Here is a 24,424-nt window from a genome sequence, read left to right as displayed (position 1 = left end):
GATAGCGTGCCGGCATGAGCACGCAAGATCTCCAACAGCGCCTGGCCCGGCTCAATGAGGCCATCCAATCCGGCGAACGCACGGTCACCACGCGTGACGGTGCCTCCGTCACCTATCGCAGCCTCGACGAGATGCGCGAGGCGCGCCGCGAGCTGGAGGGGCAACTCGCCCCGCGCGCGACGCGTCAGCGGGCCGTCGTCGTTCGCGCTACCTTCGGCACGATCCGGGGCGGCTGACATGGGCACCGTCAGCACTCGCGCCAAGGCCATCGGTCGGGCGACTTGGCTCGACCGGGCCATCGGATGGGCGAACCCTAAGCAGGGGCTCAAGCGCGCATGGTTCCGTGACGCGCTTGTGCGCGCCTACGAAGGCGCAAGCAAGGCGGACGGCTGGCGCCCGCGGCGCCCCGGCGCGAGCGCGCGGGCCGACTACGTGGCCGACGCGCGCGAGTTGCGGCATCGCGCCCGCGCCCTGTGCGCCAACGTGCCCTATGTGGCGCAGGCGCTGAGCGTCATGGTGTCGTGCACCATCGGCGTCGGCGTACTGGCGCGGTGGGTGGGAGATCGGGAAGGCCTGACCGGCAAGCGCTGGAAGGCCTGGACGGCCTTTGCCGACTACGACGGACTGCTTGACTTCGGCGGGCTGATGGCCAAGGCCTGGCACACGATGAAGGTCGACGGCGAGGTGCTGGTGCGGTTGCGCGACCGGCGCACCAGTCCAACGACTGCGCCGCTGCAGCTGCAGTTGCTGGAGATCGATTGGCTCGACGTCGACCGCTGCGAGGTTCGCGGGGATAACGAGGTCATCGCCGGCATCGAGTACAACGGCCGCGGCGAACGGGTCGCGTACTGGCTCTTTGACCGGCATCCTGGCGACGTCGGCTTTCGGGCCATGCTGCGGGAGAGTCAGTGTGTGCCGGCCGACGAGATCATCCACCTGTTCAATCCGGCACGGCCCGGGCAGCAGGCCGGCATCACGGTGCTTGCGCCGGTCATCGCCAACGTGCGCGACCTGCAGGTCTATGAAGACGCTGAGCAGGCCCGAAAGAACCTCGAAGCCCGCATGGGCGCCATTGGCGAATGGGACGAGAGCCTGCTCGACGGCGTAAAGCTGCCCGATCCTGGCATCAGCGCCGACGGTGGGGCTCGCCCCGCGACCTTGGATCTCGGCGAGCTGGCCGGCGGCGGCATCGTGGCGCTGCCGCCCGGCATGCGTAACCCCCAGTTCATCCAGCCCACAGCGGCGCCGGGTCATGTGGAGTACGTCAAGCACCGGCAGAAGATCATCGCGGCCGGGCTGGGCGTGCCCTATGAGTACATGACGGGCGACATGGTGGAGGTGAACTTCTCCAGCTCGCGCGTGCGCACGAACCTCTATCGCCGTGAGGTCGAGCGCGAGCAATGGACGCTGCTGGTGCCCATGTTCCTGGCGCCCATCGCGCGGCGCTGGGCCCAGCTCGACGAGCTGGTCGCCGGGCCGCTCCCGGGGGGGGTGTTCGCCGACTGGACGATGCCGAAGTGGCCCAGCGTCAATCCGGCGCAGGACGTGGCGGCCGACCTCTCGGAGATCAAGGGCGGCCTGCAGTCCATCAGCGAGAAGATCCGTGAGCGCGGCTATGACCCGGATCAGGTCTTCACGGAGCTGCGCGATGACCTGCGGCGGTTGAAGGATGACGGCACGCTGCCTCTGTTGGCTGCACTGCTGGGCGCGGCCAATCCGCTGGAGCTGCTCGCGGCCCTGGGTGGCGACAAGACGACGACGGAGAAGCCGGCCCAAAAGTTGTGACAGTTTTCCGGGAAATGGCACAGCAGTCCCGGAACACTGCGCGCATGCCTCAAGCCACTGCACCCCAACAGCCCGCAGGCGATCAGCAGACCCGCGACATGCCCGTCCAGACGCGGGCCGCGCAGCTGGTGCCGGCGACCTTCAACGAGACCGAGAACACGGTCGACGTCGTCTGGACGCAGGGCGCGTCGGTGCGGCGCTACGACTACTGGAACGACCGGCCCTACGACGAGCAGCTCGACGTCACGCCCGAGGCTGTCGACATGGCCCGCTTCGAGGCCGGCACGGTCCAGGTGCTGGACAACCATCGTGCCTATGGCGGCATTGCGTCCATCATCGGCGTTGCCACGCGTGGATGGATCGAGGCCGGCGAGGGGCGCGCAACCCTGCGCCTGAGCCAGCGCCCTGAGCTGGCCGGCATCGTGGCCGACATCCGCGCCGGAATCATCCGCGCGATCAGCTTCGGCTACAGCGTCGAGCGCTACGAAATCACCCGCGCGCAGGACCGCACGGACGGCGTCAACGTCGATCTGTACCGCGCCACGCGCTGGACCCCCAAGGAAATCTCTTTCGTCACCGTGCCCGCCGATGCCAATGCCGGCACGCGCGGCGATCAGCAGTCTTCGCAGCAGCGGGCCAGCCAAACGGGCACGCCGTGCGAATTCGTCCGGGCAGCCGCCCATTCCCCCGCAACTCAGGAGCAACGCATGCCCCAATCGAACGAGCAGGGCGCCGGCGGCGACGCTGGCACCCCGCGCCCCAACGACCCTTCTTCGCAGTCCCGCGGCGCAGCCCCTGCGCCCGCTGGCGGTCCTGCGCCCGACACGGACGCGACCCGCGCGGCCGACATCATTGCGCTGTGCACGCGCCATGGTGCGGCCGAGCTGGCCGAGCAGCTGGTGCGCAACAACTCGACGGTCGATCAGGCGCGCGCCGCCATCCTCGACCGCATGGATGCGCGCGACCAGCAGCGCCGCGGCGGCAGCTCGGTGGTGACTACGGTCCGTGACGAGCACGAGGTGCGCATGGCCGGGATGGCCGAGGCGATCTCTCATCGCATGGACCCGGCGGCCCAGCTCACCGACGCGGGCCGTCAGTACCGTGGCCTGTCGCTGGTCGAGATGGCGCGCGAGGCCCTGACCGGCCTGGGCGTGTCGACGCGCGGCCTCTCCCGCAACGAGATCGCCACGCGCGCATTCGCCGTGCGTGCGGCCGGCACCCACACCACGGGCGACTTCCCGTCGTTGCTGGGTGGCGTCGGCGCGCGTCGCCTGCGCAGCGCCTACGACCAAGCCCCAAGCACGTTCCAGCTGTGGGCCCGACGTGCCGCCAACCTGCCCGACTTCCGCATCGTCAACGTGTTGGCTGTGGGGGGCGCACCCGAGCTCAAGAAGCTCAACGAGGCGGGCGAATACACCTACGGCACGATCACCGAGGACGCCACCGGCTATCGCGCCTTCAGCTACGGCCGTGCCATCGCCATGACGCGGCAGATGTTCGTCAATGACGATCTGGGCGCCTTCGACCGCCTGCTGACCCGCTTCGGCGAGTCGGCGCGTCGCCTGGAGAACCGCCTCGTGTACGACCAGCTGGCCGGCAACCCGACCATGCAGGACGGCAAAGCCCTGTTCCACGCCGACCACGGCAACCTGCAGGGCGGCGGCGGCAGCGCGCTTTCCCTGGACTCGCTGCGCGCTTCGCGCGCGGCCATGCGCAAGCAGAAGGACCTCGACGGCAAGACGACGCTGAACCTGCGCCCGGCCTTCCTCATCGTGCCTTCGGATCTGGAAACGCTGGCCTACCAGCTCACCAGCGCCAACTACACGCCCGCCAAGCAGACGGACATCAACGAGTTCGCCGCCGGCGGCCGGACTGCTGTCGAGCCGGTGGTCGAGCCGCTGCTCGACGAGAAGAGCGCAACGGCCTGGTACATGGCCGCCAGCGCGGGCCAGATCGACACGGTGGAGTTCGCCTACGTCGACGGCTCCGAAGGCGTGCGCACCGAGACCTTTGCCAGCGAGGACATCGATGGCGTGAAGGTGCGCGCCACGCTCGATTTCGCGGCCAAAGCCATCGACTGGAAGGGCCTGCAGAAGGCTGCCGGCGCCTGACGGCCTGCCGCAGGCCATGCCTGCGGCGCCTCATCCCTCTCTTCCCTGTGGAGCACTTTTCATGAAGAACTACGTTCAACCCGGCGACACCATCGAGGTGTCCGCCGCTGCTGCCGCGGTCGATTCCGGTGACCTCGTCGTCATCGGTTCGCACTTGGCCGTCGCCAACCACGGCGCCGCGGTCGGCGAGCCCTTCAATGCCAAGCTCAGTGGCGTGTTCGAGCTGCCGAAGGTCGCGGGCGCCGCCTGGACCCGCGGCCAGCAGCTCATGTGGGACGCGTCCGCCGGTGCCTTCGTGGCTGTCGGTGCGACCTCGGCCGGCGACGTCACGGGCGCGGGCGCGACCGCGTGGGAGCCGGCGCTTGCCGCTGCCACCGTGGGCCTCGTGCGCCTGGCTGGCATCCCCGGCACCGTCGCCGCCTGACCTGCGCGTCATGCTCAACGCAGATCGCGAGCGCCGGGTCAATGCGGCCGTGTTGCGCCACCACGCCAACGCCATGGCCGTCTATGGCGGCGGCGAGCCCTTTGCCATCGTCTTCGTCCAGGCGCCCGCGGTCTTCGAGGGCATGGCCGAGGCCGTGGCGCCCACGGCGGCCTTCGACATCGCGCACGCACCGGGCATCGCCATGGACGCGCCCATGCTCATCAACGACGAGGAATGGTTCGTTGCCGGCGGGCTGACTCCCGACGCCGCGGGCTGGGTCACGGTCCGTCTGAGCAAGGGGGCCTGACGTGCACGCACAACAACAGATCCTCGAAGCGGTGCGCGCCGGCCTGGTCGGCGCCACCGATGCGGGCGACCGCGTCTTTCTCGATCGCGTCCGCGTGCTGGGCACGAGCCAGCTGCCCGCGATCCTGATCCGGGAGCACGAGCAGGGCGAAGAGGTGGACCCGCCCGTCGCCGGCCGTGCCGAACAGCGGCGCCTGCGCGTGCTGCTGCGGGCCGTGGTCGCCGAGGCCGAGGACGCGCCTGCCAAGGGGCGCGAGCTGGGCCTGCAGATCGAGCGTGTGCTCGGCTCGCCCCAGTTCAAGGCGGTCAAGGCCGGGCGCATGCGGATGCTGGCGAGCCGGCACATGCCCTTCGATGGCGGCGAAACGCCCATGGCTGCGCGTGAGCAGCTGTGGACCGCCACCTACTTTCTTCTCCGGCGCGAGTCGCCGGATCAACCTTCCTGAATCTGGAGCCGCACATGGACGTGCAAATCTGGGCCGACGTGAGCGTCGCCGTACAGACCGAACTGGGCGCCGCCAAGGTGCTCGCAGGCGTCACGAAGGGCGCCGAGACCATCCTGCAGTGCGCGGACCACGGTTTCGCCGATGGCGCGCCCGTGCTGGTGCGGGCGCGCGGCATCGGCGCACTGGACTACGCTGTGGGCATCGTGGACGTGGTCGACGATGACAGCTTCAAGCTGCTGGGTATCGACTCGACCGGCATGCGGGGCTCGCTGATCGCGGGCAGCACGGTGCGCCTGGTCACCTTCGGCGCCGAGGCCGAGACGCTGCAGGAGATCACGCCCAGTGGTGGTGAGGCAGCGGACGTCAACATCGAGACGATCCATCCGCATCCCAACTACTCGGTGCCGGGCAAGCCCACGCCCATCGTGTACTCGTTCGGCTCGCTGTGGGTGCCCACCGATCCGGCACTGGTGGCGCTCAAGGCTGCGGCGGGGGTGCGCGAGGTGTGCGCGGTGCGCTTCCAGTGGGCGGACGGCACGCAGCTGCTCTTCGCGGGCTCGCCCAGCGCGTCGATGGCGCCGGGCGGCAGCTCGGGCCAGGCCGTGACCACGCCGCTCAAGATCAACGTGCGTGGTCCGCTGGCGACCCTGGCCGGCGCGGAGGCCTGACGCGATGGTGCGGCGAACGAACCCGCCCACCGCGGCGGCGGTGCCCTCGCTGGGTGCAGCTGTGTCGGGCCCCGCATTGCCCGGCGTGCCCGAGGGCGTGCCGGCAGAGCAGGTGCCGACCCAATCCCTCGGAACCGTCACGGTGCGGGGCGCCCTCTTCACCGAAGTCCTCTCCGACGACGTGCTGACCGCTCGCGTGAAGCCTGCGGAGGGCGAGGACGAGCAGGCCGCTGCCGTGCGCGCGACCGTGGAGAAGACCGTGCGCACGCTGGCCCGCCAGGTGCTCGGCGCGGATGGCTTGCCGCTCAAGACCTACGCCGAGTGGCAGGTCTTCGGCGTCCGGCATCGCGACGAAGCGCTCCACCTCTTCAACGTCGCGAGCCGGCTGAACAGCTCGGCGGAGGACGCGGAAAAAAACTGAGGGCGCACCCCGCGCTGCGCGATGCCTTCACGCTCGCGCAACTGCTGGGGTGCACCGTCGCCGGCCTGGCCCGGCAGAACCTAAGCGCGCAGGAGTTCGAGCATTGGCGAGTCATGATCAAAGCGGAGCAGTTGCATCCGCGCGTGGCACAGCTGCGCCACGCGCAGCTGCTGGCGGCTGTGTATCAGGGGCCGTCGACCCGGCGCGGGCAGCGCCGGCCGTGGGTTGCATCGGACTTCTCGGCGCCCAATCCCTGGGCGTCGGGGGGGGCCGATGCGGGTCAGGGTGGGTCCGTCCGGCGCGTCAGGAAGGGGCGCGACGTGCTTGCGATTGCCAGGGCCAGCCAGGCGGCGCGGCGCCGGTGAGGGCGGGGGCGCGATGACCGCAGAAATCTCGATCCTGTTGACGGCCAAGAACGCCACGAAGGGGGCGTTCGACTCGCTGAACCGGGAGATCGACAGCGTGCTGTCGGGCGTGGGCTCGCTGCAGGGCGTCCTCGCTGGCGCCTTCGCGGGCCTGTCGATCTCCAGCGTCATGCAGAAGTTCTTGAACGAGACGCGCGACGCCGAGCAGGAGCAGGCCCAGCTCGCCGCCGTGCTTCGCTCGACTGGCGAAGCCGCCGGGTGGTCGCTCGATCAGCTCAATGACATGGCGACCGAGCTGCAGAAGAACAGCATCTTCAGCGACGGCGACATCAACAAGGCGCAGACGCGGCTCTTGAGCTACACCGGTATCGTGGGCGAACAGGTGCCCCGCGCCATGCAGGCGGTCATCGACATGGCTGCGCGCTTGGGCATGGACCTGAACCAGTCAGCCGAGACCATCGGCAAGGCGCTTGACGTGCCGAGCCAGGGGCTTACCGCGCTGTCGAAGCAGGGCTTTCGCTTCACCGACGATCAGAAAGAGTTGGTCAAGCAGCTGGAGGCCACGGGCAAGACGGCCGAGGCGCAGGGGATCGTCCTGCAGGCTCTGGAGTCCAGCTACGGCCGCGCCGCCAAGGCCGCCCGCGACACCTTCGGCGGGGCCATCAGTGCCCTGCAGAACAACATTGACAGCCTCATGACGGGTGACACCGGCAGCATGCGGGTGCTCAAGGAATCCATCGAGGGGCTCAATCAGCAGCTGGAATCAGACGATACGAAGCAGGCGTTTCAGACCCTGCTCGGCTGGCTCACGCAGGTATCCAAGGCGGCGATCCAGGCCGGTACCGACATCGTGGCGTTTGCGTCGAGCCCTGCCAAGGGGCGGATCGTCTATGACTACATCGCCTCGGAATTCGGAATCGGTGGCCGGCAGAAGGGCGACCGACTCGCGGGCACGAACATCGCCGCAGCCAATCAGGAGATCGCGAACGCCCAGCGGTTTCTGGCCGAGGCCAAGACGGACGAGCAGCGCGCCCGCGCGCAGAAGCTGCTGGACGAGTCGATTGCCGCGCGAGCGTACTGGCAGCGGCAACAGCGCGATCAGGCGCTCGACCTCGTCGACAGCTATCCCGATCAGGCTGACCGCCGCATGCGCAAGGCGGACGACGGCAAGGGAAGGAAGGCCACGACGGGAGGCGGGTCGGGCTCCGGTACCGACAAGACGAAGGACCCGGAGGCCGCGGCGAAACGCTACCTTGAAACGCTCTCCAAGCAGGTCGAGAAGGCGAAGGATCTGAGTCAGGTCGAGCAGACGCTCGCCGAGATCCAGCGCATCCGCAACGGCGGCGGAACCGTGACCGAGGACCTCAAGCAACAGATGTTGCGCGCTGCGGCCGAGGTGGACATTGCCGAAGAGCGCAAGCAACGGCGCAAACAGGAGGCGCGTGAGGAAGAGGAATGGCAGAGCGCCACCGACAAGCGGAATGAAGAGGGCCGCCGCATCATGGAACAGATGCGCACGCCTGCTGAGGCGTATGCGGCAGAGGTGCAGCGCCTCAACGATCTCCTGAGAGTCGGCGCGCTCGATCAAGAGACCTATTCCCGAGCTGTGGGCGGCGCTTGGGGCAGCTATCAGGAAGCACAGAAGGCGCTCAAGGCCATGAACAGCGAGGTCGACGACTTCGCGAAACGCGCGGCCGGCAACATCCAGGACCAGATTGGCGACGTCCTCTACAAGTCGATGACGGGCGACTTCGACAGCATCGGCAAGGCCTGGGGCCAGCTGCTCCTGCGCATGGTGGCCGAGGCCGCTGCCGCGAAGCTGTCGCGTGCCCTGTTCGGCGACCTTGTCGAAGGCGGCAGCGGTAGCGGTGTGCTCGGCTCTGCGTTGAAGGGGCTGGGGGGCCTGCTCGTCCTCAGTTCGTCGTCTGCGTCCGTCACCAAGGCGCTGGCCGCCGGCAACGCCGTGACCGATGCGGGTGGGGATGGCCTGGGCATCTTCATGAACCTGCTGAGCGGTGCGCCCAAGCTCGATACCGGCACCAACTACGTGCCCGAGGACATGCTCGCCGTGATTCACAAGGGCGAGAAGATCACGCCCGCACGCTACAACCGCGCCGCCGACCCTGATGCGGCAGGCGGGGGCGGCATGGTCTTCGCGCCCGTCCTTCACAACAACATCGATTCGCGCTCGGACAAGGCGTCCATCGTCCAGATCACGCAGCAGATCGTGGGCGAGTCGCTGCGCCAGTTCGCCGAGCAGCTCAAGCGCACCGGGGCCATTCCGTCATGAGCGTGATCGTGGCACTTCCCGACGACATCAACATCGCCAGCATGGAATGGGGCCTGATGTCCTTCGACCTCGGCAACACCAATGGCGACACGGGCAGCACGCAGGTCGCCGTGCTCGGGCCGCAGCGCCGGACGTGCGCCATCGTAAGCAACGAGCGCGAGGAAGACCCGGAAATGATGGCCCGGTGGCGGGTGCTGCTGCACGCCATGCGCGGACGCGTCGGCCGCATTGCCGTGTGGGACGTCCGCAGCCCGGAGCCACGTGGTACCGCCCGCGGCGTGTGGACGGTGGCCGCGGCGACGGCGGCCGGTGCCACCTCCGTCACGCTAGCCGTTGCTGGCCAGAACGGCCGCACTGTGCTGATGGGGGATTGGGTCGGCGTGCATCAAGACGCGACGGGCGCTGCTCACCAGTTGCTGCACGTCCAGGCCGATGCCGTGGCACAGGACGGCACGGTGACGCTGCAGTTCGAGCCTGCCCTGCGCGTGTTGTTGCCTGCGGGCGCCGTGGTGGTGTGGGACCGGCCCACGTGCCTCATGCGGCGAACGAGCAATGAGACGAGCTGGAAGGACACGCCCGGCAACTTCCAGGGCGGGTACAGCCTGGATCTCATGGAGAGCTGGGAATGACGGTCGCCGTCGACACGGACTTCGCCACGCTTGCGGGCTCGGAGGTCTTCGGCGAGCTGACCCTCGTCGAGTTGCAGGCGACCACGGGGACGCTGCGCCTGACCAATTGGCCGCTCGACGTGGAGGTGATGGGTTACACGTGGTCGGGTGTGGGCGGGCTCGGCAAGATCGGCGAGATCCACGAGAGCGACGATGGCGCCGCCGAGAAGCTCGCGCTGTCACTATCGCCCGTGCCCCTCGAAATGCGCGCCTTCGCGCTGAGCGACCCCCACGAGTACCGCGACCGGCCCGCCCGCATCTGGGTCGCCATGGTGAACCCGCACACGATGCAGATCAGCGGTGCACCGGTGCTGCGCTTCGCTGGTGTGATGGGTCAGATGGACATCGACCGCAAGGATCGGGAAGGCTCCATCGGCGTGACCTGCCGCACGGTGAGCTACGACGTGCGCAGCAACCCGGCCGCGCTGCGCATGAACCATGTCCAGCACATCGCGCGCTTCCCGGATGAGCGGGGCTTCGAGTACCTGCAGAGCCTGGTGGGTAATCCCACCGTGTATGCCTCGGTCGCCTTCCAGGCATACCAGTACGTCCGCGGGATGTTGGGATATCGATGATGGCCGACCTCGATGCTTTCATCGACGCGCGGCGCGCCGTGGCTTTCGCCTACTTCAACCATGACTGCGCCCATGTGGCGGCGGACTGGGTGCGGGAGGAAACGGGCGTCGATGCGCTTGCGCCGCTGCGCTGCGATGGCGGGCCGCTCCAGGGCGGGAGTCTGCTCCGGGCGCTGCGCTTCGTCCGGCAGGCTGGCGCCGGCCAGCCTGCGAGGGAATGCTTCATTGCGGTCGGCGAGTTCCTGCTCGGGCCGTCAGTGGCCGGGCTCGCAGCGTGCCGCGGGGACGTGGTGCTGGTTCGCAGTGGCGGGCGGGTAGGCCGTATCTCGGGGTACAGCTTTGGCGTATGCACGGGCACCCACGTCGTGGCGCCTGGAGCGGATCGGTTGATGTTCCTGCCGATCACGGCCGCGGAGGTCGCATGGCGCGTTTGATCCGCCTGGTGCTGCTGCTCGGCGGCTTGATGGTGGCGACGGCCGCACACGCCGATGTCGTCACTGGATTTCTTGCGACCATCGGCTCGATTACGGGTGCCACAGGCGCCGCCGCCGTTTCGGCCGGCCTCACCATCGTCACGACGGTGGTCAGCCTCGCGACCACGGCATACGCCAACAGCCAGGCGAAGCGCAAGGCACGGCAGGAGGCGGCGCGAAAGCTCGCACAGGACATCGCGAACCTTGCTGATCGACGGGTCACGCTGCTGCAGAGTGATTCGCCGAATGCCGTGGTCTACGGTTCGCCGGGGCGGATCGGCGGAAGCATCGTCGCGATGGTCACCACGGGCGCAGGGGCGCAGCTCACCCATCTGGTGGTGATCTTCGCGGCGCACCCGTGCGAGGGCATCGACGAGATCTACATCGAGGACGATCCCGTCCAGGCCGGCCCGGATGGCTGGACCACGAACGAGGCCTTGAGTCGCAAGCCCAGCGGCTTTCTCGACTACGACAACGGGCCGATGGTGCACGTCGGCATCCATCTATCCCCCGGCGGAGTGGACGTCGCGGATCAGTGGCTGATCGACCAGTGCAACGGCGCGATTGGCGGCGCGCCCGGCATGTGGACGGCCGAGCACCGGCTTTCGGGCTACACCTATGCCGTGGTCACCGTCAACAAGGTGATGGAGCGCTTCCAGGGGGGGCCGCCCTCGATCTCGGCCAGGGTGCGCGGCAAGAACACGATCTATGACTTCCGCACCGGCACGCGCGGCTATACCCGCAACCCCGCGCTGTGCCTTGCGGACTTCATCATGTCCCGCGAGGGGTACGGCGCGAGCATCAGCCAGATCGAGACGGGCTCGGTCATCGCTGCGGCCAACGCCTGCGACTTCGAGGTCTACGGCTCCGAGGCCGACGACGACGGCGAGAACTACGGATGGTCCCGCGCCCGCTATGTGTGCGATGGGATGTTCCGCAGCGATCAGGACCGGGATTCCACCCGGCAGCAGCTGGAAGACAGCATGGCCGGCTTCACGCTGCAGGCGGCGGGCGTCTGGCGCATGCAGGCCGGCGCCTGGAGCACGCCAGTGCTGGTGCTGGGCGACACCGACATGCTCGCGCCCACCAGCGTCGTGCAGACGTGCAACCCCGGGGAGCGCGTCTACAACACCGCCCGCGGGACCTACATCAACGCCGAGCGCAACGGCGTGAGCGAGGACTTCACCGCGTACCAGAACGCGGTGTTCCTGGGCCTGGACCCGCACGAGAAGGCAACGGATCTGGCGCTGGCCTTCACTGGCTCGCACGTGCGCTGCCATCAGCTGGCCCGCGTGCTGGTCGAGCGTAGCCGCGGCGGCCTGGTGCTCAAGATCCGCCCCAAGATGCTCGCTTGGCACCTGCAGCCCGGCGACCGCGTGCTGTATTCGAGCGCCTTCTACGGCATCGAGAACAAGCCGTTCATCGTCACGGACTGGAGCTACACGCGGGGAGCGCCGCTCACGCTGGAGCTGCTGGAGGATGTCCCGGCCTACTACGACACGGCGGACGAGGTCCTGGCCGACGCGGCGCCAAACAGCAACCTCCCCAATCCGTATGAGGTGCCGCCGGCTCCGCAGAACCTGCAAGTCGAGAGCGGCCCGGATCAGCTCGCAGTGCAGGGCGGCAGTGTCATCGCGCGGGCGCGGGTCAGCTGGAACCGATCCACGAGCAGCTTCGTCCTGAACGGCGGCGTGACCCGCGCGCAGTGGCGCGAGGGGGCCACGGACCCGAACGAGCCTGATCCGCCGGACGTGGCGCCCTGGAAGACCGTCGACCTTCCAGGCGACGCGGTGGAGACGTTCCTCCTGGGCCTGGACGTCGGCGACGAGTACACGGTGCGTCTGCGCTTTCAGACGGCGTTCAACGCCTCGGCCTGGGCCTACGCCGGCCACCTGTTGAACGGTGCCGAGCCGCCGGCAGAGGTGGGCGACCTCACGCTGTCGGTCGAGGGCGACGGGATCTATGCGCGCTGGAGCCCGCCCGCGGGCGTGGACTTGATCGAGTGGGACCGCACCCGCATCGGCCGCGGCGACACGGCCGAGGCCGCCGGGGGCGATGTGCGCTTCGATGGCCATGCCACCGGCGCGAACATCGGATGGTTCCCCTCGGGCCTGCAGACGGTGTGGGCGGTGCACTACAGCCGCAGCGGCCAGGGCTCGCAGCCGTCCAGCGCATCGATCAATGTGCTCCTGCCGCTGACCCCCGACGTGAGCGATTCGACGCAGGGCCGGTCGGTGTCGATCAGCTGGAGCGATTGCCGCACCACGCAGCCGCTGCGCGAATACCAGATCCGCAAGGGCGACACCCTGCTCGACGCCGTCGAGATCGGCCGGACGACGTCGCGTGTGTTCACCCGCGTCGAGGAAGAGGCCGGGCTGCACCGCTACTGGGTGCGCGCTGTCGACCTGGCGGGCAATGCCGGCGGCTGGGGCACGACGGAGGCGATGACGCTGCCGGACTTCGATGACGTGCCCGACATCGCCGAATACCTCGGGCGCGTAGACGCGCGCCTGCAGCAGTTCCGCGACCAGTCCGCCGCAGCCGACATGAAGGGCATCCTTCGCGCCGAAGTCAGCGTGAGTGAAATGGGCCGGTCGCTGCGCCGTCTCACGACGATCCTTGAGGCGAAGGTCGACTACAACTATGCGCTGTATGCGCACCAGATCGAGGTCCTCGTCACGGCCGATGAGGCCATGGCGCAGGAGATCTCCCTGCTGTCGGCTGGCCTGGCTGATGCGCAGGCCGACATCCTCGAAGAGTCGACCGTGCGGGCCACGGCCGACGCTGCCCTCGCCAGCGACATCCTCACCATGCGTGCCCGCGTCGATGACATTGAGTCGACCTACGTGTCGGATGTGGAGTTGGAGGCCACGCTCAATTCGGCGTTCGCGTCGTACGACTCCTATCTCAACGCGTCCACGGGTCCCCTGGGTGGCCTCTCGGCCACGGTGAGCGAGCAGCAGCTCGCGCTTGCCAGCCTGGACGGCAACGTCGCGGCGCAGCTGATGCTCAAGACGGAGATCTCCACGCCGCTTGGCCGGCGCGTGATCGCCGGACTCAAGAGCAGCGTCTCCAGCACCAACGGTGGCATCGACGTGCAGTCGGAGGTGGTCATCCTGGCGAACCTGTTCCGGGTCATCAACGATCTCGGCTCGGGCTCCGCAGAGACGCCATTCAAGGTGCAGGATGGCCGGACGTTCATCGACATGGCGATGATCCGCAATGCGGACATCGACACGCTCAAGGTCGCCGGCAATGCCATCGTGGTGCCGGTCTTCTCGACGGGCGCGGGCTCTGCCGCCGTCAGCTTCACGGTGCCGGGTGGGCAGGTGTGGGAAGCGTTCTGCGTGGCCGAGTTTGGGCAGCAGTCGACGTGGAGCTCGTCCGGGCCCGGCGCCGAGACGCGCACCCTGACGGGCGTCTCGCCCACGACGGTCTACTCGGACTCGCAATGGGTGGACATGGGCATGTCCGGGGCGACGCAGTACCGCTTCCCCGGCAGCGTCATGACCAGCGTTGTGACGTGCGCTGCTGGCTCCCACACGATCTGGGCGGTGGGCGGCGAGACGACCCGCCTCGCCGTCTTCATCGGAAAGCGGGGCGCCTGATGGCCCTGGTGCCGTTCTCCATCGTTGATGGCCTGGGCCGCGTGCTGATGCATGGCGAAGGGCTCGAAGTGCCGGTGCCGCTGGACGGCTGCCATGTCGTCGAGGGCCTGCCGCCCAGTGATCGCCACTGGCGCGACGTCGGCGCCGACGTGTGGGTCGACATGGGCGAGGCGCCTTCGCCCGCGTGCGTCTTCGACTGGCCTTCGCACAGTTGGGTTGATCCGCGCACGCTGGACGACATCCGTTCGGCGCAGGTGGCCGCCATCAATGCCGAAGCGCGCCGGCAGGCCTCTGCGCTCACCACGGGCTATCCCGACTTCGAGCGGCAGACGTGGCCCACGCAGGAGCGCGAGGCGCTCGCCTGGCAGGCCGACGCGTCCACGCCCACGCCCTACCTCGATGGCATCGCCACCGCGCGCGGCATTGCGCCCGAGGACATGCGCGCCAGGACGCTGCAAGCGGTCTTGGCCTTCCGTGGCGCCAGTCAGTACCTCGTCGGCACGCGCCAAGCCCTACGCGACGCCATCTACGCAGCCACCACGCCCGCGGCAGTGCTCGCTGTCGTGTGGCCCCCCGAATCTCCCACCACGTGATGACCATGGACGACAACACCGCACCCATCATCGGCCTCGAAAAGGAGGTCGTCGACCCGCGCACGGACGCGCAACCGAGCTTCCACGTGCTGGCGATCTGCCAGATCGTGTATCCGCTCCAATCCACGGCCGCGACCCTCTACTCGTACCAGTCCCGCGCCTCGAAGGACGCCGGCAAAAAGCACGTCACGCTCATTCAGGTCAAGCTCCCGGGTGTGCCCAGCGGCGCCGTCGACCAATGGGTCTATGAGCAGGTCATCGCCTCGGCCTCGGACGCCAACATCCTGACCGGCGCCACGCCGGTGCGTGAGGTGGCCTGATGGGCTGGTATCGCACGGGCACCATCACGCTCGTCGCGGGCTCGGACGTGGTCCTGGGCGCCGGCACGGCGTGGGTGCGCAATGCGCTGCCGGGCGACATCCTGTCCGTGCCCGGCGCGGTGCTGGAGGTCAAGCGCATCGTCAGTGACGGCGAGCTGCAGCTCGCGACAGCCTACACCGGCGCCGGCGGCGCGGGCCTGAGCTATGCGCTCGTGCCGACGCAGGGTTACGTGCCCGAGGCCCTGCAGGCTATGCAGCAGATCCTCGGCGAGTTCGGCGACATCTGGCAGGCTTGGCAGGCGGGGGACCTGCAGGGGCGGGGGCTGGTGCTCAAGGGCGCCGAGGATGCCGTCGAGGATCTGCCGGCAGAGGGCAACACGGCTGGCGACGGCTACGTCGTGGCTGGCTCCCAGCTCTATGTCTGGAACGGCATGGCGTGGGCCTATGCCGGTGAAATGATCACTACGCCCGAGCTGATCGCGCTCAAGCAGGCCGCCCTTGATGCACAGGAGCAGGCCGCGCTGTCGGCGGCAGCGGCCGAGGAGCTCAAGGGCCAGACGCAGAGCCTTGTTGAGGTCGCGGCAGCCAAGGCCCAGCTTGCCACGACCGCTGCGGCAAGTGCCCAATCGTCGTCTCGTACCCGGGCGACCTGGGCCGGCGAGGAAGGTCTCGCCGCCTTGACGCCCACGGCGGTCGGCCAGGGGGCCGAAGTGCTCGACAGTGACCTCGGCACGCACATCGATCCGTCCACGTCGGCCGTCGTCCCGAACGCGGGCCGATATACCGCCTTCGCCACCACGGTCGGCGGGTGGAAGCGGATCGACGGCACCGGTCTTGCCGGCAAAGTCAACGTCACCGATCTGTCGAAGACGCTGCGCGACAACGATCCGGCGCTGACAGGCCTGGCCTTCGCGGTGACGGATGCGGATGGCCGCCGCCTGTGGATCGAGGCCGGCATGGACGGCAAGCCGACCGGTCGTGTCCTCGACCTCATCGGTGCGGGCCTGACGCCGAGCCGGGTCCCTGGCCTTGGCCTGGAAGGCTTCACGAAGCCCGAAGAGATCGACCCGGCGCTCAACGACATCGGCTTTGCAATGGTCGACAGCGCCAAGCGGCGACTCTGGCTGGAGGCGGACATGCGGGGCGGGCCCACAGCCCGCGCCCTGGATCTCATTGGCGCGGGACTTACTCGCGCCCGAATGACGGCGCTGGATCTCGCCGACAAGCTGTCGGCCCTCGGCGCCGACGAAGCGCTCAACGACATCGGCATTGCACTGGTCGACGGTGCGAACCGCCGGACCTGGCTCGAATGCGACATGGCGGGCAGGCCCACGGCGCGTGCGCTGCAGCTCATCGCTGTGGGCATTGGAGGCGTCGAACTCAACGCGCCGGCCAGGGCCTATCGGCCCACTTGGTCCAATGTCGAGCGCCCCATTGTGAGTGGGCCCAACATCATCTGTTGGGGGGACTCGCTGACAGCGGGCGCTGGTGGAGGCGGGACCAATTACCCGGGCGTTCTTCAAGCGCTACTGACGACCGCGGGCTTCAACGTCGCGGTGCGCAACGGTGGGGTCGGAGGGGAGTCCTCGGTGACCATCGCGGCGCGCACCGGCGCCAATCCCTTCCTGCTGCTGCCTCAGGGCGGCGCCATTCCTGCAGCGGCCGAGCCGGTGCGGGTCGATCTCCAGAAGATCAACGGTCAAACCCCGGTGCCTCTGTTGCAGGGGACCGGCACGCCAGGTAGCAGCTTCGTGGGGTCGCTCGCCGGAGTGCCCGGACTGATGCAGCTGGTGCAGCCGAATGGTCCAAACATCATCTGGGACCCGGCGAACTACTACGTCTTTACGCGCAGCACCGCAGGTGCCGTGGTGACCTGCAATCGGCCGGCCCCTTATCGGACCGACTTCTCCGAGGCCAGGCGCGGCGACATCGTGTGCGGCTGGATCGGCCAGAACGGGCCCAGCAACGCCCGCGCAATTCAGGACGCGCTCGCCATCGAGCGCCACCTGAGCGCGCTCAAGATCCGCACGATCTGGATCAGCAAGCCCGGCGGCACGTCCGCGGCCGATCCCGATGACGCTGAATGGGCGGCCACCTTCGGCCGCCGTCACATCGCCATCCGGCCTTACCTCGTCGCCTACGGCTTGGCCGACGCCGGCCTTGCGCCCACGAGCCAGGACACCGCCGATATGGCGGCGGGCGCCGTGCCCAGCTCGCTGCGCGTCGACGGCGTGCATCTGAACGCCGCGGGCTACGCCGTGGTTGCCCAACAAGTTTTCCAACGAATCCTCGAACTGGGGTACATGCAATGAGCAAGATCATCCGTCTCGACGGCCTGACTCTCACCGACACAACCGCGCCCAAGATCATCGAGCGCGACAAGATCGAGTCCGATGGGTCGCTTTTCCTGTTCGATCCGACCCTCGCCCAAGGCGCGTTCACAGCGCTAGGCAATGGCGCGACGATCCCCAATGCCCTGTCGAACAAGGCCGCGGCTTTGCTGGCCGTGCCCGAAATCGACACGCACGGCTTCGTGTCCTCCGTGGCCCTCGCGAACAAGTTCGTGGTCGAAAGGACGGGGAGGGGGGGCGTACACGGCATCATCACGCAGTCTGGCACGCAAGCGGCCTCGGGCAATCTGAACTGGCAGATCCTGTTGCCCGCCGCCATTCGGAACCACATCTTCGCCAATCGGGCGACGCGAAAGTTCTTCTTCAGCGTGTGGTGGAAGACGACGCGGCCGGGCTTGCAGGGAAGTAGCCAGGCGGTGGCTTGGGCGACCGGCCAGACAGGTGCCACTAGCAACTATCTTTTCCATACCGAATCTGGCATTCCCCGGCCCTCGGCCGGCGCTGCCTCGCACCTTGGATCGCGGGCCGCGCCGGCGACGACAGAAACGGTTGCGCCGGTGGGCTCGAACCGGATCGCCAATGTGGGCGTCAACGGCCAGGTGGGCACAGGACTGGCGACCGCCACGGATGTGAACCCGCTCGCATTTGTCGGGACAGGAGGTCCGTGGGGTGGCTTGAACTTCGACAAGGCGCCCAGTCGCATCTTGTATCGCGCCTATGTGGAGGACCTCACCGCCAGCGGCCGGGCGTATGCCGACGTCGATGCCATCGACTACGCGCTGTGGCAGGCCGCCTTCGGTAGTGGCGGGAAGTTCAACGGCGATACCTACACCGACCCGGCATCGCTCGCCTGGGTGCCGGCTCCCACCTAATCAGCGTAGCTGCTGCGCACTGAGACCTCTGATGGCAGAACCTACAACTACGGCAGCGATGACGTTCGCTGCTGCGACGGCGACGGTGCCGGTACTCACCGCTTTCGGGGTCCCGCTCGGACTGCGGCCGGACTTCCTGGTGGCCGGCTTCGCCGGAGCCGTGGTCGCGATTGCAATCCTGGACACGGTGCCCACCACGGGCGACACCATCGTGCACCTGGTGCGCACGTCCCTGCGGCGGATGGGTGTTGCCTTTGCCAGCAGCCTTGCGGCGGGTTACATGGCACCCGCGGTGCTGTGGGCCACCAACGCCCCCGAGCCCGTCATGCTTGGCATCGCCTTTGCCATTGGTGGCGGCGCGCGCGAGGTGCTCAAGCGGGCCATCAAGCGGGTTGCTGATCGTGTGGAGGCGCAACCATGAAGCTCATGCTCTGGGTCTATGCCGTATGCGGCCTCATCGTTGTTGCCGAGGGCCTCAACAAGCTGGAGCGCTGCCGAGGGTGGCTGCAGTGGCCGCGCAGCGCACGGGCCCGCGCCGTCGAGCTGCTCAAGATGCTCGCTTGGGGCTTGCTCACCATCGGCGGCGCCGGAGCAGTCGCAACCCTGCTCCTGCCGCTGCGCGCGCCCGACCTGCAGGACGTCTTTGTCATCGGCGGCTTTGCCGTGCTCATCGTGCGAACGCGCGTGAAGGAGGGGTGAGATGGTGCTGTCTGAAATGCGCTCGGGCGACGCATGTCACGCCCTGAATCATCACTATGAGGCTTGCCGGCTGCTCGCGTATCCCGATCCCGCCTCACCGCTCTTTGCGGCGCTGCGCCGGGCCCGCTTCGACCCATACAACATGCCGGCGGTGCCGACGCCGTTCGTGCGGCTGAGTGGTGCGCCTTGGACGATTGGCTGGGGCGACACCCTCGACGTGCGGCCGGGGCTGGTGATCAGCCAGGCCGAGGCGGACGGCCGCTATGCGCGCCGCCTGGTGCGTGACTTCGAGCCCCCGGTGCGCGATGCCGTGACGGTGCGGCTCTCCCAGTCCCAGTGGGATGCCATCGTCTCGACCGTCTACAACACCGGGCCGGGCGGCCGAGGGCGCGATGGCATCCTGTGGCTGGCAGACGGCCGGCCCAGCACGTTCCTCCGCAAGCTCAATGCCGGCGACTATGCGGGTGCGGCCGACGAACTGCCGAAGTGGGTGAGAGCAGGCGGCCAGGTGCTCAAGGGCCTGCAGCGGCGTCGGCATGCGACGCGCCTGGTGTTCCTCGGCTGGGGCTTGCAGGACGCGATTGCGGCCGGTGAGAGGGCCTTTCCATGATGACGGGGCTGCAGGCGCTCGGCTTGGCCCTGGCGGTGAGCGTGGCGGCGAATGGCGCCCTCGGCGCCGCCTGGCTGCACGCGCGGGACGCTGCCACGCGCACGACGGGGGAACGCGACTCTGCGCGGGCTGATGCGTCAGCCTGCAGCGACGGGGTCGCCGACCTTCGCGGCCTGGCCGACGAGCGCGGCCGGCGCGTCAAGGCGGCGCAGGCCACTGCGGCGGAGCGGCGCCGGCAGCAGGAGGCCATGGCGCAGCTCATCCTGTCGACGCCGGCCGCCGTGCCGGGCGACGTCTGCGCAAGCGCACAGGCGCGCGTCGACAGCTGGATGCGGGGGAGGGTTGCGCCATGAGACGAACGGCGTTCCTGGGCCTGTCTGCGGCCCTGCTGGCGGGATGTGTTGCCGGTCCACCGGTGCGGGTCAATGTGCCCGTGCCGGTCGAGTGCCGCGCGAAAGAGCCGGAGCGGCCTGTCATGCCCACGGAATCGCTGCGCCTGGGCGTTGATGTGGATCGCTGGATCAGCGCTGCTCAGGCTGAACTACTCTTGCGCGACGGCTACGAAGCTGAGTTGGTGGCCGCGCTGGCAACTTGCACTGCGCCGCTGATGCCAAGACGGTAGTGGGGCTCATACAAACATCCGAACTCCACCGCAGCTACCGCCCTAGACTACCTTTTGCCGGAGGCGGATTCGCTCGTGCGAGGAGGCGATACTGTGGAAAGTCTGGTCGGCCTACCAAGACGCGGTGTCGCGGAGCTGCCTGTGAGTGAGGAGTGCTGAGAATGTTCGAGGTTACCGGTTGGCGCGCTGACCATGCACGGGTGTCGTTGTTCTCCAGTCAGCCGTGGAGCCTCGACCTCACGCGCCTGTTCGAGGCCGTCTGGGAATTATCTCCTGACTCGACCTCTTCACGGGTTGCACTGCAAGAGACAGTTCTGGAGGCGCGTAGTTCTAGCGGCACGGTTCGCTTAGCAAAGCAGGGGCAGAGATTAGATTTTTTTGCGTTGCCGCCGATGGATCCCACCGGTGAAAGACCCCCCATGATTGATGATGGGGCGTCAGCTCTTGCTAGGTTGATAACGGCGGTGAGCAGAAGTGAGGCTTTTCGTACGGAAAATGGGATTATTAGGGTTGCATTGGGAGCAAACGCTTTTTGGCCTGCAGCCGATCTTAATGAAGCGTATCGCTGGCTCAACGAACATATAAGTTTTTTGACGCTGGATCCTGCGCAGCATGCAGATTTTGAATTAAAAATGAATTTTCCTTGTGCAGCTCAGGAGAATGCTGGAATCCGAATTAACAGGATGGGAACTTGGACGGTCGGAATATACGGGCTTCTAACCGTGGCCATTGGTGGCGCGGCTCAAGCCTCTGCGTCAACATCGTTCCATCATATTGCGTCGATACTTGGATTCGATGTTAACTCAGACGGCGCGAGGGCTGAAGTCTATAGTCAAAATGAGTTAGACATGGTTCTCAGAGAGTGTGTGAGTGGCGTTGATTGGCTGTTGAGGGGAATCTAGCAATGACAGGCCCTGTCACAAGTCCAAGTATCAGTGCAACTGTGGCAACTTCATTCGAGCGGCCTGCAAAGATCGACTGGGGCCCTAATTGGCATATGACTAAGGCATTGACCCAGCCATCTTTGGCGCCCAGCGCAAGTCTAGTCACCGAAATTCATTGGGTTTGTATCGCCAATGTTGCCTCCACTGCGGGCGCGTACGACGAAATTCTTTTTAACTTGAGGGCTGCCGCCAGTAGCAGAGCGCAAACCACGTCAGAGCATCAGAAAAAAATCGTAAGCGAGCTACTGAGCACTGCATACCGTTTGGAGCATCTCAAGGAATCCCGAGCAGCCTCACGAAGTTTAATGTATCAAGTAGAAAAATTTGCCAGAGCGAAGGAGTTGTCGTATACGAATTTGATGCTGTTTGAACTAGATGCTTCAAAGCTTAGCGGACGCTCAGCAAGCGGAATTTTGCGCGCCTCCTACCGCATGCGAGACAGATTGCCGGCTTGGCATAGGGCCTATAAGGCTGCGTGGCTCGCTGTAATTTCATCGGGAGACGACCCTAAGCGATACTTTATCGGTCTTCCTACCCCAGATGATCAATCCTCCTAGCAAGAGTTTCAGTGGAGACGATTGCTCTCTAGTGCTTGCCATAAGCACTATTGACGAATCGATGACCCTCCGAAGGCCTCATTGTGGTTTCTTGTATTTAAGTGAATCAGAAGGCGCGGAGTTTCTGCTGCACCTTGCATTTCATAATAAACTTTTAAAAGATAGTTGGTTAAATAAAGATTATCATTGGGCATATCTTAAGAACGTTAGCGTGGAGACGCAAGAAAATTTAGTCGACTGGTTGGAAATCATTCACTCGGCGGATTTGACTAAAACATCTCCAATTCCATATAGTGCTCATTACAGCGGTGACGAAAGTTTTGATGACGATGGACTTTATATCAATCAAAACAACGGCACCGGACTGACTTGCGCAACCTTCATTCTCGCTGCTACGGCGAAATTTGGACTGAAGATTGTAGATGCTACAACATGGCCTAAGAATGGCGAAAGCTTTACTTGGTTTCGATGGATTTTTTGGATGCTCCGAGAGTATGGAGGAGATGTCGAGGCATCCGAATTGCACAAGCAGTTTCTACATAGGCGCAGTCTAAAACGACTGCATCCCTTGGAGGTGGTGGTTGCAGGACATTGCTATGACGGCAAGGTGCTGACGTACGATGAAGTACAGAACTTCGTAAGGAGCAGTGGCGTGAAAATAGGCATGTCGCGCTGGCGAGGCCGAATTTTGTAAGTTTGACGAATTATTGGTAGGGAGTTTAAAGGCACACGGGCCTCTTGCTCCCTTCGACATGAGCGAGTCCGTGTTCACGTTGAATGTCGCGAGCGGGTGCGGGAGCGGCTCTCATGGCTGGTTGAAGCCTTTCGCATCGACATTTCAGTTGATCGCCGGATTTCCCTGGCGGATTCGGAATTGCTCCCGCTCGACGGCTATAGAGCCGAACTCGTCGTCGCGCATGATGAACGCATAAAGTCTATGCGCGTTAGTTGGGGCTAAACAGGAATTGAGGGCAAACTGAACGCCGCAGCACGGTGCCCTTTGGTTCGCGAGCCCGTGGCAGGCGAACCGGCACCAGATTGCGCGGATGCTTGCGCGTTCGACCGCAGCCGGGGCGTGCCGTCGTCAGCTGTCGAGTCGGACGGCGAAATAGGCTTCGCCGGTTTCACCGAGGTCGCGCATGCCCGCCTGTCGAGCCTTGTCGTAGGCGCTTACCCAGCGGCTGGCGAGGCGGATCTCGTCCTTGCTGAGATCCTCCGCACTGCTGTCCTGGGCGGCCTCGAACGCGCGCAAGGCTGGTGCAAGGTCAGCGCCCAGCAGTCGCTCCAGCTTGCGCAGGAAACGGGCCTCCGCGGGGCGCAAGATGTCCGCCGGTGTGCCGGATGGTGCGTCGATGAGGTGGGCAATGATGGGCATAAGACCTCCGATCAGAAGGGGGCGGGCGAGCGGACCACGTCGACGGGGCCGATGCCGTCATAGACGACTGCACCGCTGGAGCTGGTGACGATCCATCGGCCGTTGATGCCCTGGCCGGGCTCCACGTCGTATTCCTCGGGCGCGAGCGGCAGCACGATTTCGTCCTTGACGCGGTCGCTGTACCAAGCCGGCACGCGAAGCAGGGTGGGATGGCCAAGAGTCATGGTCTATGGGGTGGGTATGAACTGAGCGAGTTGCGTCCAATGCACTGGATCTAGGTCTTCGGTTCCGTGGCAGGGGCGCAGCAGCCATAGCTGTGAGAACTCATGCACCCGGTTCTCTATCGCCTCGATCTCTGTGCCGGCGATCAGCAAGCCGAGGTCGGCCGGGCATGGCAGCAAGACCGGGTCAGCCATTACCAGTGGCGTGCGGTATGTGCGGATGCCGACGCTGACGCGAACCTCGATGCGTCGGATGAACCGTTGGAGGTTGTTGTGCGGCCAGGCAGCCACCTCCACGCGCCCGCGCACCGGCGGCGGGTACTCGGACCGGCGCAGGCGCATGCCTTTGGAGCGGAGGGTGCTGACTTCACAGAACACTGTGCAAATATACAGTGAATCGGTAGACTGCAACCTGGCGCCGGCGCCCGTTCAACCAAGGAACCACTATGCGCATTGAGCTTGACGTTTTCTATCCCGTGGCCACGCCTGCACAGTCGGATGCGGCGCGCGCGGCGGCCTTGGCGGTCTACGGGGCGGCTGGCGTCGATCCCTACGACGCTTGGCTGGCGTGGGCCGAGGAAGTGCGGTGGATGGAGTGCGGCTGTGATGACGCCTTTCGCCCCAGCGAAGGCGCTCGGCGCTTGATGGATGTGCATTCCCTCGCCCAGGTGGCGGCGAATCAAGTGCTCGGCGTGCGACCCGGCGAAGTCGTCAGCCTTGACTTTGTCGAGCGTTGAGTCTAAGCCTGACTGCGGCCGGCCCCGCCCCTCCGGCGACGGTCCTCAGCGGTCCGCACCGCCCTTCTGAAGAAGCGGCGCAGCGGTGAATTATTTCGGGAACGAAGCGCCGCAAAGGGTCATGGAGACGTGCTCAACTTATAAGCAAATATTCCCGCAATTCTGGCTGGAACCCGCGTGGATATTGGGTTGTGCCTTTAGATTGTGATTCTGGTCGTCGTGGGTTCGAGTCCCATCAGCCACCCCATCGAATACGTATAGAACACGGGCACTTAGGTGCCCGTTTCTCTTTGTGCGCCCAGCATGGGCGCACTCTTGCGGGTGCAAGTCCCGCCGTAAGTTGATCACGACGAACGAAGTGAAGCGCAACTGCACGAGGGCGA

At 66.3% G+C, this 24,424-nt stretch carries 28 protein-coding genes; 25 read left to right on the top strand and 3 right to left on the bottom strand.

Annotation, left to right across the window (positions count from 1 at the left end; all coding sequences use genetic code 11):
• The first annotated feature begins 14 nt into the window (after positions 1 to 14).
• The 24 genes from ABIC63_RS27945 to ABIC63_RS27830 all read left to right on the top strand — a co-directional run bounded on the left by ABIC63_RS27945 (position 15) and on the right by ABIC63_RS27830 (position 22,402).
• Complete coding sequence (locus ABIC63_RS27945) at positions 15 to 236, top strand: phage head-tail joining protein (RefSeq protein WP_234196262.1); 222 nt, start codon at positions 15 to 17, stop codon at positions 234 to 236.
• A 1-nt stretch (position 237) separates the two neighbouring features.
• Positions 238 to 1,785: a phage portal protein gene (locus ABIC63_RS27940; protein ID WP_354322165.1), complete on the top strand. Its 1,548-nt coding sequence runs from the start codon at positions 238 to 240 to the stop codon at positions 1,783 to 1,785.
• A 44-nt stretch (positions 1,786 to 1,829) separates the two neighbouring features.
• Positions 1,830 to 3,896, top strand: a complete 2,067-nt coding sequence (locus ABIC63_RS27935) for a prohead protease/major capsid protein fusion protein (protein WP_354322164.1) — start codon at positions 1,830 to 1,832, stop codon at positions 3,894 to 3,896.
• A gap of 61 nt (positions 3,897 to 3,957) precedes the next feature.
• The gene (locus ABIC63_RS27930) at positions 3,958 to 4,320 is read left to right on the top strand and encodes a DUF2190 family protein (RefSeq protein WP_234196270.1); all 363 of its coding nucleotides are present in this window, start codon (positions 3,958 to 3,960) and stop codon (positions 4,318 to 4,320) included.
• 10 nt (positions 4,321 to 4,330) lie between these two features.
• Positions 4,331 to 4,627, top strand: coding sequence for a hypothetical protein (locus tag ABIC63_RS27925; protein WP_354322163.1), 297 nt, complete (start codon positions 4,331 to 4,333; stop codon positions 4,625 to 4,627).
• A 1-nt stretch (position 4,628) separates the two neighbouring features.
• Complete coding sequence (locus ABIC63_RS27920; RefSeq protein ID WP_354322162.1) at positions 4,629 to 5,072, top strand: hypothetical protein; 444 nt, start codon at positions 4,629 to 4,631, stop codon at positions 5,070 to 5,072.
• Between the two features lie 14 nt (positions 5,073 to 5,086).
• Positions 5,087 to 5,740, top strand: a complete 654-nt coding sequence (locus ABIC63_RS27915) for a phage tail tube protein (RefSeq protein ID WP_354322161.1) — start codon at positions 5,087 to 5,089, stop codon at positions 5,738 to 5,740.
• A gap of 4 nt (positions 5,741 to 5,744) precedes the next feature.
• Positions 5,745 to 6,161: a hypothetical protein gene (locus tag ABIC63_RS27910; RefSeq protein ID WP_354322160.1), complete on the top strand. Its 417-nt coding sequence runs from the start codon at positions 5,745 to 5,747 to the stop codon at positions 6,159 to 6,161.
• A 378-nt stretch (positions 6,162 to 6,539) separates the two neighbouring features.
• Positions 6,540 to 8,816, top strand: a complete 2,277-nt coding sequence (locus tag ABIC63_RS27905; protein WP_354322159.1) for a phage tail length tape measure family protein — start codon at positions 6,540 to 6,542, stop codon at positions 8,814 to 8,816.
• Positions 8,813 to 9,445 (top strand): hypothetical protein, encoded by a 633-nt coding sequence (locus ABIC63_RS27900; RefSeq protein ID WP_354322158.1) that lies wholly within the window; start codon positions 8,813 to 8,815, stop codon positions 9,443 to 9,445. Before ABIC63_RS27905 ends, ABIC63_RS27900 begins: the two co-directional genes overlap by 4 nt.
• Complete coding sequence (locus tag ABIC63_RS27895; protein ID WP_354322157.1) at positions 9,442 to 10,059, top strand: hypothetical protein; 618 nt, start codon at positions 9,442 to 9,444, stop codon at positions 10,057 to 10,059. The genes ABIC63_RS27900 and ABIC63_RS27895 overlap by 4 nt, the downstream gene beginning before the upstream one ends.
• Positions 10,059 to 10,493 carry a DUF6950 family protein gene (locus tag ABIC63_RS27890; protein WP_354322156.1) on the top strand — a complete coding sequence of 145 codons (435 nt, stop codon included), beginning with the start codon at positions 10,059 to 10,061 and terminating at the stop codon, positions 10,491 to 10,493. Before ABIC63_RS27895 ends, ABIC63_RS27890 begins: the two co-directional genes overlap by 1 nt.
• Positions 10,481 to 14,140 (top strand): phage tail tip fiber protein, encoded by a 3,660-nt coding sequence (locus ABIC63_RS27885; RefSeq protein ID WP_354322155.1) that lies wholly within the window; start codon positions 10,481 to 10,483, stop codon positions 14,138 to 14,140. Before ABIC63_RS27890 ends, ABIC63_RS27885 begins: the two co-directional genes overlap by 13 nt.
• A complete protein-coding gene (locus tag ABIC63_RS27880) occupies positions 14,140 to 14,733 on the top strand; it encodes a hypothetical protein (protein WP_354322154.1) in 594 nt (197 codons plus the stop codon). Before ABIC63_RS27885 ends, ABIC63_RS27880 begins: the two co-directional genes overlap by 1 nt.
• 5 nt (positions 14,734 to 14,738) lie before the next feature.
• A complete protein-coding gene (locus ABIC63_RS27875; protein WP_354318734.1) occupies positions 14,739 to 15,053 on the top strand; it encodes a hypothetical protein in 315 nt (104 codons plus the stop codon).
• Complete coding sequence (locus tag ABIC63_RS27870) at positions 15,053 to 17,365, top strand: hypothetical protein (RefSeq protein ID WP_354322153.1); 2,313 nt, start codon at positions 15,053 to 15,055, stop codon at positions 17,363 to 17,365. The genes ABIC63_RS27875 and ABIC63_RS27870 overlap by 1 nt, the downstream gene beginning before the upstream one ends.
• The gene (locus ABIC63_RS27865; protein ID WP_354322152.1) at positions 17,362 to 18,276 is read left to right on the top strand and encodes a hypothetical protein; all 915 of its coding nucleotides are present in this window, start codon (positions 17,362 to 17,364) and stop codon (positions 18,274 to 18,276) included. Before ABIC63_RS27870 ends, ABIC63_RS27865 begins: the two co-directional genes overlap by 4 nt.
• Positions 18,277 to 18,334: 58 nt before the next feature.
• The gene (locus ABIC63_RS27860; RefSeq protein ID WP_354318729.1) at positions 18,335 to 18,697 is read left to right on the top strand and encodes a hypothetical protein; all 363 of its coding nucleotides are present in this window, start codon (positions 18,335 to 18,337) and stop codon (positions 18,695 to 18,697) included.
• On the top strand, positions 18,694 to 18,975 hold the full coding sequence (locus ABIC63_RS27855) for a hypothetical protein (RefSeq protein WP_354322151.1): 282 nt from the start codon (positions 18,694 to 18,696) through the stop codon (positions 18,973 to 18,975). Before ABIC63_RS27860 ends, ABIC63_RS27855 begins: the two co-directional genes overlap by 4 nt.
• Before the next feature lies 1 nt (position 18,976).
• A complete protein-coding gene (locus ABIC63_RS27850; RefSeq protein ID WP_354322150.1) occupies positions 18,977 to 19,585 on the top strand; it encodes a lysozyme in 609 nt (202 codons plus the stop codon).
• Positions 19,582 to 19,938, top strand: coding sequence for a hypothetical protein (locus ABIC63_RS27845; protein WP_354322149.1), 357 nt, complete (start codon positions 19,582 to 19,584; stop codon positions 19,936 to 19,938). The genes ABIC63_RS27850 and ABIC63_RS27845 overlap by 4 nt, the downstream gene beginning before the upstream one ends.
• Positions 19,935 to 20,207, top strand: coding sequence for a hypothetical protein (locus ABIC63_RS27840; protein ID WP_354322148.1), 273 nt, complete (start codon positions 19,935 to 19,937; stop codon positions 20,205 to 20,207). Before ABIC63_RS27845 ends, ABIC63_RS27840 begins: the two co-directional genes overlap by 4 nt.
• A 161-nt stretch (positions 20,208 to 20,368) precedes the next feature.
• A complete protein-coding gene (locus ABIC63_RS27835) occupies positions 20,369 to 21,109 on the top strand; it encodes a hypothetical protein (protein WP_354322147.1) in 741 nt (246 codons plus the stop codon).
• Positions 21,110 to 21,691: 582 nt separating this feature from the next.
• Positions 21,692 to 22,402, top strand: coding sequence for a hypothetical protein (locus ABIC63_RS27830; RefSeq protein ID WP_354322146.1), 711 nt, complete (start codon positions 21,692 to 21,694; stop codon positions 22,400 to 22,402).
• A gap of 390 nt (positions 22,403 to 22,792) precedes the next feature.
• Here the strand turns inward: ABIC63_RS27830 and ABIC63_RS27825 are convergent, their stop codons facing one another.
• From ABIC63_RS27825 to ABIC63_RS27815, 3 genes are read right to left on the bottom strand one after another with little or no spacing between them, the layout of a single operon-like run.
• Positions 22,793 to 23,083: a hypothetical protein gene (locus tag ABIC63_RS27825; protein WP_354322145.1), complete on the bottom strand. Its 291-nt coding sequence runs from the start codon at positions 23,081 to 23,083 to the stop codon at positions 22,793 to 22,795.
• A gap of 11 nt (positions 23,084 to 23,094) precedes the next feature.
• Positions 23,095 to 23,307: a hypothetical protein gene (locus ABIC63_RS27820; RefSeq protein WP_354322144.1), complete on the bottom strand. Its 213-nt coding sequence runs from the start codon at positions 23,305 to 23,307 to the stop codon at positions 23,095 to 23,097.
• Positions 23,308 to 23,310: 3 nt separating this feature from the next.
• Positions 23,311 to 23,646: a hypothetical protein gene (locus ABIC63_RS27815; protein WP_234196315.1), complete on the bottom strand. Its 336-nt coding sequence runs from the start codon at positions 23,644 to 23,646 to the stop codon at positions 23,311 to 23,313.
• A 104-nt stretch (positions 23,647 to 23,750) separates the two neighbouring features.
• On the opposite strand from ABIC63_RS27815, the gene ABIC63_RS27810 reads away from it, so the two are divergent.
• Positions 23,751 to 24,041 (top strand): hypothetical protein, encoded by a 291-nt coding sequence (locus ABIC63_RS27810; protein ID WP_354322143.1) that lies wholly within the window; start codon positions 23,751 to 23,753, stop codon positions 24,039 to 24,041.
• Positions 24,042 to 24,424: the final 383 nt, after the last annotated feature.

Source organism: Pseudacidovorax sp. 1753 (assembly GCF_040544975.1).
GTDB lineage: Bacteria > Pseudomonadota > Gammaproteobacteria > Burkholderiales > Burkholderiaceae_C > Xenophilus.
This window is presented reverse-complemented; position numbering and strand designations above follow the sequence as displayed.